At 49.4% G+C, this 16394-nt stretch carries 4 protein-coding genes; 3 read left to right on the top strand and 1 reads right to left on the bottom strand.

The window, feature by feature from the left end; all coding sequences use genetic code 11:
• Nucleotides 1-153 precede the first annotated feature (153 nt).
• From L3C95_RS33295 to L3C95_RS33285, 3 genes are read left to right on the top strand one after another with little or no spacing between them, the layout of a single operon-like run.
• Nucleotides 154-1758: a cyclic peptide export ABC transporter gene (locus L3C95_RS33295; protein WP_236394987.1), complete on the top strand. Its 1605-nt coding sequence runs from the start codon at nucleotides 154-156 to the stop codon at nucleotides 1756-1758.
• A gap of 12 nt (nucleotides 1759-1770) precedes the next feature.
• Entirely contained in the window at nucleotides 1771-8016 is a 6246-nt protein-coding gene (locus L3C95_RS33290; RefSeq protein WP_236394986.1) for a type I polyketide synthase, read from the top strand.
• On the top strand, nucleotides 8016-9761 hold the full coding sequence (locus L3C95_RS33285; RefSeq protein ID WP_236394985.1) for a carbamoyltransferase: 1746 nt from the start codon (nucleotides 8016-8018) through the stop codon (nucleotides 9759-9761). The genes L3C95_RS33290 and L3C95_RS33285 overlap by 1 nt, the downstream gene beginning before the upstream one ends.
• On the opposite strand, the gene L3C95_RS33280 is transcribed toward L3C95_RS33285, so the two are convergent.
• Nucleotides 9758-16393 carry a non-ribosomal peptide synthetase gene (locus tag L3C95_RS33280; protein ID WP_236394984.1) on the bottom strand — a complete coding sequence of 2212 codons (6636 nt, stop codon included), beginning with the start codon at nucleotides 16391-16393 and terminating at the stop codon, nucleotides 9758-9760. The two genes, L3C95_RS33285 and L3C95_RS33280, sit on opposite strands and share 4 nt — an antisense overlap.
• Between the last annotated feature and the right edge of the window lies 1 nt (nucleotide 16394).

Raw genomic sequence — 16394 nt, 5'->3', positions numbered from 1 at the left:
GATACAGGATCATCTGCTACCGCTAAAGACTACAGGAATATGTGGCAAGGGTTCATCACCCTGATTGTAAATTAGCTCTTATTCAAAAAACACATGCCCGATCAGAATAAAAAAGACACAGCCCGGCCAGTTGGATATAAGCTATACCTCAGAATGGTTCTTCAACACTCAGATATACCCAAAAGAACCATTATCTTTTATACAGTACTATCCGGCATTGTCAACGCAGTATTACTATCCGTTCTGAATGCCGCCGCTAACTCGGCAGGCGAAGGAGAAGTGCAGGTGAAATATCTCCTGCTGTTTGCCCTCGCATTGACAGTATTTTATATCACCAAAAGATATATCCTGCGGAAATCTGTCACCATAGTAGAAAACGCAGTGTACAGCCTTCGTCTCCGGATACTGGAGAAGTTAAGACACTGTGAACTGTCACCCATGGAATCCATCGGGAAAGACGAGATCTTCACACGCGTCTCCAACGACACCAACTTCATTTCACAGTCGGCTGCCGTTATCATCAATGCCTTCCAGGCACTGGTACTCGTAACCTTTGCACTGATCTATATTGGCTTCCTCTCGTTCACCGCGTTTGCTGCCACTATCGTGATCCTGGCAATTGCTATCTCTTACTTTCTCAGGAGACAGACGGCGATCAACCATGAACTGAGAGCCGCTAATCAGAATGAATCTGCTTTTTATGATCATATAGAAAACCTCATAGAAGGTTTTAAGGAAATAAAGATCAACCATCTAAAAAATGAACAACTATTTGCAGACATCACGAAAACGGCCGACTATGGCAAGGAAGTCAAGACCAGCAGCGGACTCCGTTTCGCAGTAGGATTTATGTTCTCGGAGATGGTCTTTTACCTGCTACTGGCTTCAATCATCTTCCTCTTACCACAGTTCCAGACACTGTACACCGGTACGCTCACACGCCTGACTGCTTCTATCCTGTTTGTGATAGGTCCGCTTGAAAATATCGTTACCACCATCCCCCTGTTTGCCAAAGCCATACAGGCTACACAAAACATAGATCACCTGGAACGGAAGATCGCTGCTTTCGCCGAAAACGAAAACAATACACCAAAGTCCCATCCGCCACTGCCTGCATTTGAAGAGATAAAACTGGAGAACGTGGTATATGATTATATGGATGAGGACAGGCAGTCTTCTTTCACCTTAGGACCGATAGATTTCACGCTGAAAAAGGGATCCCTCAACTGCATCATAGGTGGCAACGGAAGTGGTAAATCTACCTTCCTGAAAGTACTGACCAACCTTTACCATCCGGGCTCCGGCCGTATACTTGTGAACGGCACAGAGCTCAGGAATTATGATAAGGAGGATTACAGGTTCCTGTTCTCTACCATCTTCACCGATTTTCACCTCTTCCCTAAAATATACGGTATTCCTAAGCTGGACGCTGATAAGGTAAATGAGTATATCAAACTGATGGGACTATCGCATAAAACACATTTTAACGGGGAGAATTTCAGCAATGTAAGACTGTCAACAGGCCAGCGTAAAAGACTGGCGCTGATATGTACCCTGCTGGAAGATAAGCCTATCATGATCCTCGATGAGGTAACGGCCGACCAGGACCCGGGTTTTAAAAAATTCTTCTATACAGAAATATTACCCTCATTCCGCCTGAGAGGGAAAACTGTTATCATGGTTTCACACGATGACAAGTACACCGAGCAGTTTGACAGAGTAATAGAAATGGAATATGGTAAGATCATCTCTCAATAACGAACTATTATTATGCATCAGCACTTTATTCAATTCCCCGACATCCATACCGCCCTCCTCCACCGCAACGATCTCACTGAAAGAAAGATCATTTTCGTTAAAGGAATCGCTGAAGAAGAAGCCCTGACACACGAGCAGCTTATCCATGCTGCCAAAGGATTACTGGGGCATTTTACAGCGCATGGTGTAAAGAAAGGAGATGAATTACTGATACAGACTGATGACAATAAGAAGTTCGTCATTGCCTTCCTCGCATGTATTCTGGGAGGCATTATCGCCGTTCCACTGGCTACCGGCACACAGGATGAACACAAACAGAAGATCAGGAACGCATGGCGTATCATGAAACGCCCTTTCCTGTTTGCAGATAATGAAAGCGTGTCCAGGCTGGAACAGTTTTTTGCTACCAGCGACACACAATGGTGGCAGGACATTCAACCGTTTATAGTACAGTGGACAACCGACATTAAACCTGCCGATATCATTTATGCCGGCTCGCCTCATGACATTGCCTATCTGCAGTTTTCGTCCGGCTCTACCGGGCAGCCCAAGGGCATCATGATCACGCACATGAATGTACTGAGCAATGTAGAGGCTATTGTAAACAGTGCAAATATGAAGGCCGGTGAAACCGGTGTATCCTGGCTACCACTCACACATGATATGGGCCTCGTGGGTTGCGTGTTAAAGACATTACTCAGAGGATTCAATCTTGTACTGATCCCAACCGCGCTGTTCATCAGGCATCCGATGATATGGATGCACAAAGTAGATCAGCACCGGGGGAATATTGGCTATTCCCCTAACTTCGGCTACAAATATTTCCTGCAGGACTTTGAGAGCAAAAAGCAGGACGTACAATGGGACCTCAGCTGTCTGCGATCGATCTACAACGGCGCTGAAAGCATCTCCTATCCATTGATCGGACAATTCATTACTGCGCTTAAACCATATGGCATAAGCAATGAAGTGATGTTACCTGCCTATGGTATGGCAGAAGCAACATTGATGGCGTCTTTTCATCCTTCCTGCACACCCGTAATAACCGTTACCGTCAACAGGTTAAGCCTGCAACACGAAGGCTTCGTTGAATTTGTTCCCGAAGGCTCTCCCCAGGCCGTCACCCTGGTATCCTGCGGAAAGGCATCACAATATCTGCAGCTCAGGATCACAGATAAACGCGATCAGCCCCTGCCGGACGGCAGAACGGGGAATATCCAGTTAAAAGGGTTGAGCATTACATCCGGCTATTATCAGCTGGACGACAAGGACACCTTCTCTCCCGACGGATGGCTGAAGACCGGCGATACCGGTTTCATTCATGAAGGTAACTTGTATATCGCGGGCCGCGAGAAAGAGATGATCATCATCAACGGTTTGAACTATTACCCTTACGACCTGGAAAGAGTACTGGAGGCAGAAGACGGGAAGCTCTTCGGATTAACCAAAACTGCAGCAGCCTCTGTACCGGATAACAATAACGGCGAAGAGCTGGTCATTTTCGTACAATACAGAGGGTCTGAACAACAGTTTGGAGGTATTGCAGAACAGGTCAGGAAAGCTATCATGAAACACTTCGGTCTTGTCGTAAAGGCAGTAGTACCCGTGAGCCGTATCCCCAAAACAACCAGTGGTAAACTGCAAAGAAGAAAACTGGCAGAGGAATATGTTTCGAAGAGAGCCCCGGCCGAAAATAAAATATCGCAATACAGTACTTACATACAACTGATACAACAGGAAATTGCGACTTTATTTGGCATTGCTGATATACAGACCGATGTACCGCTCACCGACCTGGGATTTGACTCCCTGAAAGGCACAGAGCTGATCAACAGGATCAATCAGGTTACACAACTGAGTTTGAGTCCTACAGTCGTATTTGAGTATCCTACTATTCACCGGCTGGCAGAATATCTTGCCACGGTAAAACAACAGGAAAAACATATTGTACCCCGGCAGGCTACTTTTGAGCCGGTCGCCATTATTGGTATGGCAGGCAAGTTCCCGGGCGGCGCCAATGATCCGGAAAAGTTATGGGAACTGCTGGTCAAAGGAACCGACCCGGTGACAGCCATACCGGTAGAAAGATGGCAGATGCCGGACGGCAACAAGGCATTCGCCGCAGGTAGTTTCGTAGATCATCCGGAACTCTTTGATGCCGGTTTCTTTGGCATTTCGCCGAAAGAAGCCGCCGCACTGGACCCACAACAACGTATGCTGCTGGAGACGGCCTTCCTCGCCCTGCAGGATGCAGGCTATCCCCTCCCTGCTATTCAGCATACAGACACGGGGGTATTTTTAGGGCTTAGTCATAGCGACTATATGCGGGCACATATCTGTTCGGATGATATGGAGGCCATAGACCCTTATTCTCTGACAGGAACACTCACCAGTACAGCGGCTGGCCGGTTATCGTATTTCTTTGACCTCAGCGGACCGGCAATGGTGATCAATACCGCCTGCTCTTCATCGCTGGTGGCCATTCATTATGCCTGTAAAAGTTTACAGTCGGGCGATTGCTCCATGGCGATTGCCGGCGGTGTCAATCTGATGCTGGCGCCCGAACCAACAGTAGCGCTGACCAGGATACAGGCCCTGGCGCCCGATGGCAGGTGTAAGACATTTGATGTTGCTGCAGACGGCTACGGTCGCGGAGAAGGCTGTGCGCTTATTATACTCAAACCATTGGCCAGTGCAATAGAGAACGGGGATGCCATACTGGGTGTGATCCGTAGTTCTGCCATCAACCAGGACGGGAAAAGCAACGGGCTCACAGCGCCCAACGGACTGGCACAACAACGGCTGGTGAGCAAGGCGATCCAGATGGCAGGCATCACACCGGAAGAAGTGGATTATGTGGAGGCGCATGGTACAGGCACCTCCCTGGGAGACCCGCTGGAGCTGGAAGCGTTACAACAGGCATACCGCACCAGCGGCAGACAACAACCATTGCTCACAGGTAGCCTCAAATCGAATATCGGGCACCTGGAATCTGCCGCCGGTATCGCAGGACTGATGAAGATACTCTTGTCTTTCCGCCACCAGCAGATCCCCGGTAATCTTCACTTCCACAACCCCAATCCGCTCATACCCTGGGACACGGCCAACATAAAAGTAGTCGACAAACCCGTCAACTGGCCTTCGGATAAAAAAAGGCTGGCAGGCATCAGTTCCTTTGGCTTCAGCGGCACCAACGCACATGCTATCATAGAGGCGCCTGCCTCCCTACCGTATACATCTCCCGCCAAAGACAGTTATGTCTGTACCCTCTCAGCCCATTCCATCGCTGCATTGAAGGAAATGGTGCAAGACCTGCAACAGTACCTGTCAGGTACAACAGACACTATCGGAGATATTACCTACAACATCAACAGGAGAAATAATCTGCTACCTTATCACTGGCATTGTATAACGACCAGTAAAGAAGGCCTTGCTGCCGCACTGGCGAAGTTTGCTGAAGAACAGGTCGTGTACTGTAAACAGGTGAAACATACCCTCGGGTTCCAGTTCACCGGACAGGGATCACAATACACGGGTATGGGGAAAGAGCTGTATGAATACTATCCCGCTTTCCGCCAGGCAATAGATGATTGCGACCAGCTGTATACGAAATATAATCAGGGTATTTCCCTCTCAGATATTCTCTTCAAAGAAGACCCTGATAAGAAGATCGATCAGACACGCTTTACACAACCTGCCCTCTTCTGTTTGTCTTACGCTTTATCGGTATTATATAAGAGCTTTGGCATCACCCCGGCAATAGCTATGGGGCACAGCATTGGTGAATTCACTGCTTCAGTGGTTGCAGGATTAATGACACTGGAAGATGCCATTATGCTGATCAGCGACAGGGCCAGGCTAATGCAGGAACTGCCTGCCGGCACTGGCATGATGTCGCTCAATGTCTCGGAGACAAAAGCCAGGGAACTGATAAAAACGCTCGGGCTTGATCTGTACATTGCCTGTGTGAATGCACCACAGCAAACGGTGGTATCAGGCACGGCCGACCAGCTGCAGGAGTTGAAGAACAACCTGAAGGATGTTTCCGGCTCACCGTTGAATGTGTCACATGCGTTCCACTCGCCTTTAATGGCGCCCGCAGCAGAAGCGCTGATGCAGACAAGCGCAAAGATCCGCCGGGGAAAAACGGCTATTCCTGTGATATCCAATATTACCGGACTCGTACTGACTGAAGCACAGCAACAGGATCCTGCTTACTGGTCCAAACATATGTTGCAGGCCGTGCGGTATTACGATTCAATCCATTCCTTACACCAATCCGGATGTACTATATGCCTGGAGCTGGGCCCTCAGCCGGTATTGAGCAACATGGTCAGCAACCTGCAATTGCCATCCCTGGAAGCTGTTCCTTCGTTAAGAAGAGGCAGATCTGCCGTGGCGCAATTCCTGGAAAGCCTCGCCTGCCTGCAGAGAAATGGCATACGGGTAGACTGGAAACAGGGAGAGAGTGGCTACCAGCTACAACATCCCGCAATGGCGCCTTACCCTTTCCAGCGAAAGAAATACTGGATGCCCCTGTTTGTGGCCGGACAAGGAAAACTGGTCGCCCAAACAGCAAGCACTGAAAATACCATTCCGGAACTGGTGTACAGGAAGATCCAACCTGAAGCAGATTCCAGTCTGAACATACACATCATCGTATACGACCAGCAGCAGGAGGCAGCAGAGCGCTGGCAGCAACAGCTCTGTGCCGCAGGGATGGACACCGCCATCGCCCATATCTCGGCACTACCCGACATAAACCAGGATACAACGGTATGTTATATCGCTAACCTGTTCGATACATCAGCGACCGGCATTGATCAGCAGGAACTGCTACACGTGGTTACCCTGACAGAAAAGATCCGGCTCGCTTCCTGCGAAAATTTTATCATCGTCACCAACAATGTACACCAGCATCATGCGGTAGCCAACCTTCAAAGCAGTATGCTATGGGGATTCTTTATTTCCCTGAAACACGAACTTGAACATGTACAGCTGTGCATCATAGATATCAGCGCCAGCGAATATGATCACGCGCTGGCGCTGATCAGCCAGCAACTGCCTGCTACCGGATTACAATTTGTGATCAGGGACGGCCAATGGTTCATTCCCACCCTGGAAGAACAACCTGTCGTTCAACAGACCAAAGTCCTGTCGATTCAGAAAGACAGCACCTACCTCGTTACCGGCGGTTTTGGCAGCCTGGGAGCTCTGGTGGTACAATGGCTCATACAGAAAGGTGCAAGACATATTGTGATCACCGGTAGAGGACCGTTAAAGGAAACCTTATCTGCTCAATGGGAACAGCAGGGTTGCCGCATCACTTACATCAGGATGCAGCCAGGCGATTCCCTGGGACAGCATTTACAAGCTGCAGGTATTACAACCATCAAAGGCATCATTCATACCGCTGGTGCTATCAATGACAAACTACTGGTATCACATACCCGGGAAAGCTTCACAGCTGTATTTGAGGGTAAAGTGCAGCATGCCTGGGAATTACATCACTTAAGCCAGCAATGGCAACTGGACTTCTTTGTATTGTTCTCCTCTACTGTATCACTGACTGGCAACGCCGGGCAAACCAACTACGGCGCTGCCAACTACCTGCTGAATACGCTGGCACAGCTACGTAAGGCACAGCAACTACCCTGCGTCAGCATCTGCTGGGGGCCATGGAAACATTCAGCTATGGCGGCATCACTGGCGGCCCATTTCGAGCAACTGGGTGTACAGCCATTCGAGAGCCGGGGAGGTATCAGGATCATGGAATCACTGATCAATGCAAATGGCGCTGTATATGCTGCCTTAAATATCACACCGGGACAGGCATTTCCCGACTGGATACAGCCTTATCTCCCTGCGGGGTGGTATAGGTCGGGAGAGGATGATATGGCCTTAAAAACGGCTGTATTGCCTGAAGATGAGGAAGGCATGCTGGAACTGGTAAAAGGTCTGGCCAAAGAGGTATTAGGATTGGCTCCCGATGAAACATTGATAACAGACCGGCCTTATTTTGAAACAGGGTTCGATTCCATCATGCTCAGCACACTCAAAAATAAGCTGGTGGCCGTCACCGGTTTGCCTATTCCCATATCCCACTTCTTCCAGTACCCGACCATCACAGCATTATCAGGCTGCCTGTTCGCCACAATACATAAACCCCATCCCGATCCGGAAGACCTGCTGATCGCTGAGATCAGCCTGATCTCTGATGACGAAATCGCAAACATCCTAAATGAATATAAAGTGTAATGGAAACATACTACATCGGTCTTTCAAATACATTCCACGACTCCTCTATTGCCATTATGAACAATCAGGGAGAGGTCCTGTTCGCAGAAGCAACAGAAAGGAAACTGCAATACAAACGGGGCCTCAGCTGCCCTGCCGATAACTTTGACATTGGCCGCACATTGAAGAAATACTGTAAAAAAGGCGCGTCCTTTGTAGTGGCTACTTCATGGAGCCAGGATTACCTGCAGTTTCTCGACAGACTGGAAAAACTGGGATTCTTTTCTGAGAAGAGCCTGACAAATCCACTATTACAGTTACCCTCCCGGTACATCTTTTCCAAAGCATCCATTTACACCATCCTCAAGCTGCAGCACCAGTACCAGAAGAATGCAGGTACGGGCATTCTACTAGCCTTACAGCAACACTTCCCCGAGAGCAGGGTCAGCTTCCGCAGTTATTCCCATCACCTGGCGCATGCGGCCTACGCCTGTTACACCAGCCCGTACGAAAATGCTGCCTGTGCAGTCATAGATGGCTATGGTGAAGGGGGCTCTATTTCCATTTATCATTATGAACAGGATAAACTGAAGGAAGTCAGACTGCATAAAGGACCACAAAGTCTGGGCTGGCTGTATGAAATGATCACCACCCTCTGCGGGTTTGACTGGTTCACCGGTGAGGAATGGAAGGTAATGGGACTTGCACCTTACGGCAAGATCATCCCCGAGGCTTACCAGCTTATCAGGGAGTTATGCCGTTATGAAAACCTGCGGCTCCACTATCCTCCTGTAGAAAGGATCATTGCTATATTGAGAGAACTGGAAGCATTCAAACGGGCGCCCGACAGCGACCCGTGGACGGCGGCAGACCTGGCATTCACCGGTCAGACCTGTTTTGCAGAGTTAACCACGGCAATGCTGAAAGACGTGGAAGCACTGAAGCTGTCGCCCAATCTTGTTATCGGTGGTGGCTGCGGATTGAATTCTTCCTTTAATGGAACGGTGACCACTACCACAGGTTTCAGCAAACTGTTCGTTCCTTCCGCCCCTGCGGATGATGGCAACTCCATTGGCGCTGCCATGCTGGCCCTGAAAGAAGACAATCCTGCCCTTAAACTGGGTAGCAAGTCTTTCTTCACACCATACCTGGGTTCCGCTATCCAGGAAGAGACCATCAAACGCATGTTACAGCTGGGAAAGGTCAGCAATATCCGTCACCTGCCACTCAGTATACATAAGGAAACAGCGGCCAAACTGGCAGAGGGGAAACTGGTAGCCTGGGTACAGGGCAGAGCAGAATTTGGTCCTCGGTCTCTGGGCAATCGCAGCATCCTGGCAGATCCCAGACCCGAAGACATGAAAAACAAGATCAACTCAATGGTAAAGTTCAGGGAAGAATTCCGTCCCTTTGCCCCATCCATCTTACATGAATTCGGAGATACCTATTTTGAGAATTACGAAGAGACGCCCTACATGGAGCGGACACTGATTTTCAGGAAAGAAGTGAAGAGTAAAGTACCCGCCGTAGTACATGCCAATCATACCGGCAGACTGCAGACAGTTAAAAAGGAATGGAATGCTTCTTACTATAAGCTGATCAAATCGTTCTATGATATTACAGGCGTCCCCATTGTACTCAACACCAGTTTAAATATAATGGGGAAACCTATTCTGCATTCACTGGAAGACGCCATCGGCATGTTCTATACTACAGGACTGGATGTGCTGGTAGTGAATGACTATATGATAGAAAAACAAAGCTAAGAGAATATTTCACGGAGGATCTCCATGTATACCTGTAAGTTCTGCGGTAAATATTCGCGGTCAAGCATGGATACATGGGGACCTTTTCCTTTATATACCACTACCTTGCCCTTTGTCACTTCTTCCCAGGCAGACCAGCGTGCTGCATTGTTGCTGTTCTCTTCTGAGCTGATGTAAAAGATATCAGCATGTACTATGCCCTTATCCTCCAGCTGATGGATAAACCTGGTGGAAGCTTCAATACGTCGGCGCATTACGGCGGCCATTTCAGGAGAACTGATCACCGCTTTCGCTCTCGGATCTTCCAGGTAATCAGTAGCGATCTGCCGGATCATCGACTCTTCCAGCGGCTCCGCTGTTATGAATCTTCTTGCATCCAGGAACACCAGCGCGCTTACACTTCGTCCTGCTTTTTCCAGTGCCCGCGTTACATGGAAGCTCAGGCTTCCTCCGGCCGAGAATCCACAGAAGACAAGTGGCCCTGTGGGTTGCAGTTGCTGCACGATTGCCGCCATTTTCGCTATGGTATCTTCTTCTATGAAGTTGATGCCGATGACCCGGAAGCCTTCCAGCTGTTCCGCCAGTTTCCCGAAACCTATCGCATAGCCGACGGCAGGTGGGAAGAAGAACAATGTCTTATCCGCAGGTCCATCTTTCAATACAACATAGTCAGCCTCTACCTGTTGATCCATACCGGCCATATATTGCCTGATACAGGCGGCAAAGTCTTTCAGCACAGGGTCCTGGTACAACTGTATCACCGGCAGTCGTACATTGAATTTTGCCTGTACGGCACTGATGATCCGGAAAGATACCAGGCTATGCCCGCCGCATTCAAAGAAATTATCCTGCGCGGAAACAGTTTGCCCCAACTCTTTGCTCCATAGGTCGATCAGGTATTGTTCTATTTCATCTTCACTCTCTGTAACAACCGTGGTGACAGCCGGCGAAGGCAGCTTACGCTTGTCCACTTTTCCGTTGGGTGTCAATGGCAATGCGCTGAGCGGAATAAAATACTGTGGAATAAAGTGAGCAGGAAGCGTCAGCGCCAGGAATGCACGAAGCTCCTTTACAGACAGTGGCGCTGCCCGGAATACGATATAAGCGGCGAGTGAGGTGGTGCCCGTTACATTCACAGGAATAACACAGGCCTGCCTGATAGCAGGATGTTCCTGCAAACGGCTGACTATTTCGCCCGGCTCTATACGGTACCCCCGCACCTTTACCTGGTCGTCTATCCTGCCGCCAAACTCCAGTATGCCCCCTGGCAGCCAGCGGCCGGTATCTCCGCTCCGGTAAAACTTCCCTTCATCGTTCAGCGGATGGATAATGAACTTAAGATCGGTCAGTTCACGGTTGTTATAATACCCGGCAGATACACCGTCCCCTCCTACGCAGATCTCTCCGAAAACGCCCTCCGGACATAACTGCAGCTGTTTATTCATAATGTACACAGATGCTCCCGGCAACGGCGTACCGATATAGGAGCTTCCTTTTGCATGTAGTATTTCCTCGTCCGTCACCTGATGCCAGGTGACGTGTACCGTTGTTTCCGTTATACCATACAGGTTGTATAAGGTCACCTGTTCACGTCCCGGTATATCCAGCCACCTGCGCAGCTTTGTAAAATCCAGCACATCTCCGCCAAATATCACCATACGCAGGTCACCGGCCTTTATCACATCCAGCAGTCCGTAAAATGAAGACGGCGTCTGGTTCAGAATGGTGATGCCTTTCTCCTCCAGCAGGCGGCAGAACAAGCCGGCATCCCTTACCTGGTCGCGGTCAGGGATATAGAGCGATCCGCCGTTCACCAGGGCGCCATACATCTCCCATACGGAAAAGTCGAACGCAGCGGAATGCGCCATGATCCATTTGTCTGAAGCGGAGAACGACAACCAGGGTTCCTGTTGCAGGAACAGGTGTTGCAGGTTGCTGTGTTTTACCTGGCAACCTTTAGGCTTACCGGTTGAACCGGAAGTATAGATAATATAGGCAATATCATCTCCGCTGATGACCGGCATCTTTATAGCCAGTATAACAGGCGGCACATCTTCCATCAGGATAAGCGGTACACCGGTCAATGCAGTTGAAAAAGCCCGGTTAGTGATCATGGCCTTCGCCTCACTATCCGCGGCGATATACAGCTTCCTGTCTTCCGGATACTCAACATCAACCGGAACATAGGTGGCGCCGGCCTTTAGCACAGCCAGCATCGCGATGATCAGCTCTGCCGAAGGAGGAAGACAGATCAGTACATGATCTCCCCTGCGGATGTTATGTTTGGTTATCAGCCAACCAGCCAGTCGCTGTACCTGCAATTGCATATCGGCATAAGAGAACACCTGGTGCTGATCTTCCAGCGCTGTTTTCTGAGGATAGGTAGCGGCAATGGTTTCAATAGCAGTCACGATATTCACAGCAGGATCATAACTGCCATAGGGCTCCCCTGCTTTCAGCAATGCCAGTCTTTCCTGTTCAGGTACAATATCCAGATGGGCTATCCTGGCATCAGGATCATCCACCATCAGTTGCAATACCTGCACAAGGCATTGTCCTATTTTCGCTATAGCCTCATCCGTATGCCTGTTCCTGTTATACATGAAATTCACGATATAAGAAGAACCGGGGTACACCACTACAGCCAGCGGATATCCTACCTGGGCCGCCCCATTCTCAGCAGCCACCGATATATTCGTATTGGCCATGGCATCCTCCATCTCTGTCAGCGGATAGTTCTCAAATACCAGCACATGATCGAGCAGATCCTTTTTCAAGGCAGAGCAGGCCTGTATCTCAGCCAGCGAAAGGTACTGATGCTGTTGTATATCAAACAGGTAATTTCTTGCGGTCGTAAGCAGAGAAGTTATACTCTGTCCTTCCCAGCGGATGCGTACCGGAAGTGTATTGATAAAGAGGCCCAGCAAGTCTTCAAAACCCTCCATTTCATACGGTCTGCCGGCTACCGTCACCCCAAACACCACGTCATTGGTATTGTTGTAATTGCCCAGCAAAATGCCCCAGGCTACCTGCATGAAAGTACTGGCCGTGAGTCGCAACCGGGTGCACAATGCGCCTATCTTAGCTGTCAGCTCTGCTGGTAGTGTAACCGCGTGTTCTCCCGCATCATAGGCCGTGTCGTGTGAAGCTGTAGCAGGTATCGTGGCGAGGGTATCATATCCCTGCAGGTAATTGCTCCAGAATGTACGGGAAGCCCCTGCATCTTTCCCCTGTATCCACTCAAGGTATTTCGTAAATGAAGTATACTTTCTCCAGGTATATTCCCAGCCCATACACAAAGCCTCATAACAGGCCATTATCTGCTGTATGATCAGCTGGAAACACCAGCCGTCCATGATGATATGATGGTACGCCAGCAACAGCTGCGCGCCTTCCGGCTGCTGGAATATCTTCACTTTCATGACAGGACCTCCTGAGAGGTGAAACCCTTCTTCCAGCCATTTCTTTTTAGTCCCGGCTACATCGTCACCTTCCGTGATCTCTACAGGCGAAGTTTTATCATCGCTGACGGTACAGTAAAAGTAATGGTCCTCCCCCGTAAAGAAACGCAGCCGCAGGATGTCAAACTGCTGTATGGCACTGTCGATAGCCTTTTTCATCAATGCCGGCTGTAGTTTACCCCTGATGTGGAAATGCCTGATAATATAATTGGCAGCAGATTCCGGGAATACCTTGTAATGATAATACATGGCTTCCTGCATGGGTAAAAGACGGTAACGGCTGGCAACCGGTTTTTCGGGCCGTAAGCGGGCTGCCAGTGCGCTTACGGTGGTATAATTGAATATATCGGGCAACTGGCAGTTCAGGCCCTTTCTGTTCAATTTAGCCACTATCTGTATCGCCTTGATGGAATCTCCCCCTGAGGCAAAGAAATCGCTGTCTGCGTGTATATGCAGACCTAATACCTCAGCCCAGATGCCCGCGATGATACTTTCCGCCTCACTCAGCTGACTGTCAGCAGCCGGCGGCTTATCCAGGTACTGGTACGGATCAGGGAACCTGCTCTCATCCACCTTACCATTGGCCGTAACAGGCAGCTTATCCAGCCGGATAAAGAAGGCCGGGATCATGTATTCAGGCAATACCTTCAACAGCTCCTTACGCCAGGCCGGGTGATCTATCTCAAGATCCGCCAGGTAATAACAGACCAGCTCTTCCCCAAACGAGTGAGATGGTATCAGGCGGAGGAATACTTCCGTCACTCCCGGGAGTTGTAATGCCTTCCTGATCTCTCCCAACTCTACCCTATGCCCGTGGATCTTTACCTGGTTGTCTTTTCTTCCTTCCAGGAAAACAGTGCCATCTCCCATCCAGTATCCAACATCGCCGGAATGATATACCCGTACCCTCCTGCCATTCAGTACGATCTCCCTGAACTTTTCGCTGTTCAGGGCGTCCCGGTTATAATATCCTTTCGTCAATCCTTTACCGGCTATCAGTATCTCTCCCTTTTCGCCCGGCACACAAAAGGCTCCTGCCTCATTGACAATAAATACTTCATTACCACTGATCGGTTTTCCTATCACGGGTTTAGCTGCAAAATCAGGCAGGCTGACCGGCTGATATAAAGTGCCAATAGTGGTTTCCGTAGGGCCATAATGATTAACAAACTGTATCTCCGGTTTGATCGCTGCAAACCGTTGTATACCGGCTATATCAATTTTCTCCCCGCCTGAAAATACCAGGCGCAGGGAGGAATCGCTCAGGGCCGCTGCATCTTCCGCCTGTAATAGCAGATAACAGATAGAAGGTGTCAGTTTCAGGAAAGTGATCTGCTGCTCCTTGATATAAGAGATCATCCAGTCCGCATCCTGTCTTTTCTCCGCAGGAATGATATGTACAGTCGCACCCGTGCTCAGGCATCCCCAGAGACTGGTATAACCCAGGTCATAGGCATAAGAAGCCTGCAGGATACTCTGGTCATGCTGCGTTAACTGAAACGTCTGCCGCAACCAATCGGTGTAATTCAGCAGGTTGTTACCGCTTACCATCACCCCCTTGGGCGCACCGGTAGTACCGGATGTATAGATCATGCAGGCCGTCTCATTACCGGTGAATGAAGGCTGTACAAACGACAGGTCCTGCTGTTTCCAGAGCTTCTTAAACCGGATGGTCTGTATATGATAATCAGGTTGTTCTTCATTGATAAGCAGGCAACGCAATGATGCGTCTGACAGGATCTGCTGGATCCTGGCGGGCGGATTGCCTGCGTCTATCGGCACGTGCGCAGCCCCTGTTTTCATGATAGCCAGTAAGGCTACCGGCAACCAGTGATCCTCCGGCATCATCACACCAACAAAATCACCGGCGGCAACGCCATAGTGGTCGGTCAGCAGAGCAGCCGCTTTATCTGAATAATCGTCCAGTTCCTTGTAGGTGAGACTTCCCGAAAGACTACGCACTGCAGTATGACCGGGAAATTTTATTGCCACAGCTTTACATGCCTCAACGACATGCACAAACCTGCTTTCAGTTTTGACAGCCGCCCTGCACACTTTCTCCGCAAATGATGTACGGAACTGGTTCAGCTGGTTCCCTTTTTCCGTACGCTGGGCTAACAGTGCGATATACAACTCCTGCATCTGGCGGATATCTTCTATCCTGAAATAGCCCGGATGATAAAGGAATATGAGCCTTATCCCAACATCGTCATTAACAACCTGGCATTTCAGCTTTCTGCCCTGCAGCCATTGCAGACCTTCAGCGGTACTATTCAGCGACAGGTAAGCAAACTGGTAGTCAAACACCTGCTGTGCAGCATGATAAAACTGGAATGCCTTCATATTGTGAAGGATGTCGGCCGCTACTTCCGGGCGACTGCAGGTACAGGGTAATACCTTACTCAATAATCCCACGGTATCTTTCAGTTCGTCAAACTCCCTTCCATGGCATTCCACCCCGACAGTATACGATTCACTGTCTGTCAGCAGGTGCAACATGTCGAGGAAGCCGGCAAAGAAGATACTTTCTTCATCTTCTATATGTTCGCTCAGCTCAGCCGGCAATGCGACAATACTTGTTGCAATGTCCTGCTCCTGACCGGTATAATTCAATTCATTACGCAATACCGGCTGTACTCCTTTATACTGTGCATTCCAGAAGGCAGAGGCCTCCGTCAGGTCTTCACTCTCCTGCAGCTGATGCTGCCATTCCGCATATTGCAGATAACCTATTTCTTCTTCGGGTGTACTGCCCTTATCCAACACTTCGATAAGCTGCTGCTGTATAACATACAGACTGCTGATATCCGCTACCAGTGGATTGACCAGCATCGTCACGGTTATTTCATTGTTGTCCTGCTGCAGGAAGACACGTACAACCGGATCTCCAATGCTGACACGCCCCATCTCTCCCGGCAATGACCTTCCTCCGGAGAAAGAGATGGTTACTTCCTGGCCTGCGCACTGCAACCATTCTCCCTGCTCACTTTCATAAACAGACAGTTTGAACGCTTCATAACAGTCCAGCAACTGTACAACAGCCAGCTCCACATCTTTCAGCGTAAAACGCCCTGGCAATGAGAAAACCAGCTTGTTGTAAAAAAGATCATTCTTTGAGAGAAGCAGCGATTGTTGCTGGGAAGATAGCCGGTAAGCAAACGCGGTGTTCATT

It is taken from the genome of Chitinophaga filiformis (genome assembly GCF_021646545.1).
GTDB classification, from domain to species: Bacteria; Bacteroidota; Bacteroidia; order Chitinophagales; family Chitinophagaceae; genus Chitinophaga; species Chitinophaga filiformis_A.
Note: the sequence above shows the minus strand (reverse complement) of the source record. Positions and strands in the feature narration are given on the sequence as shown.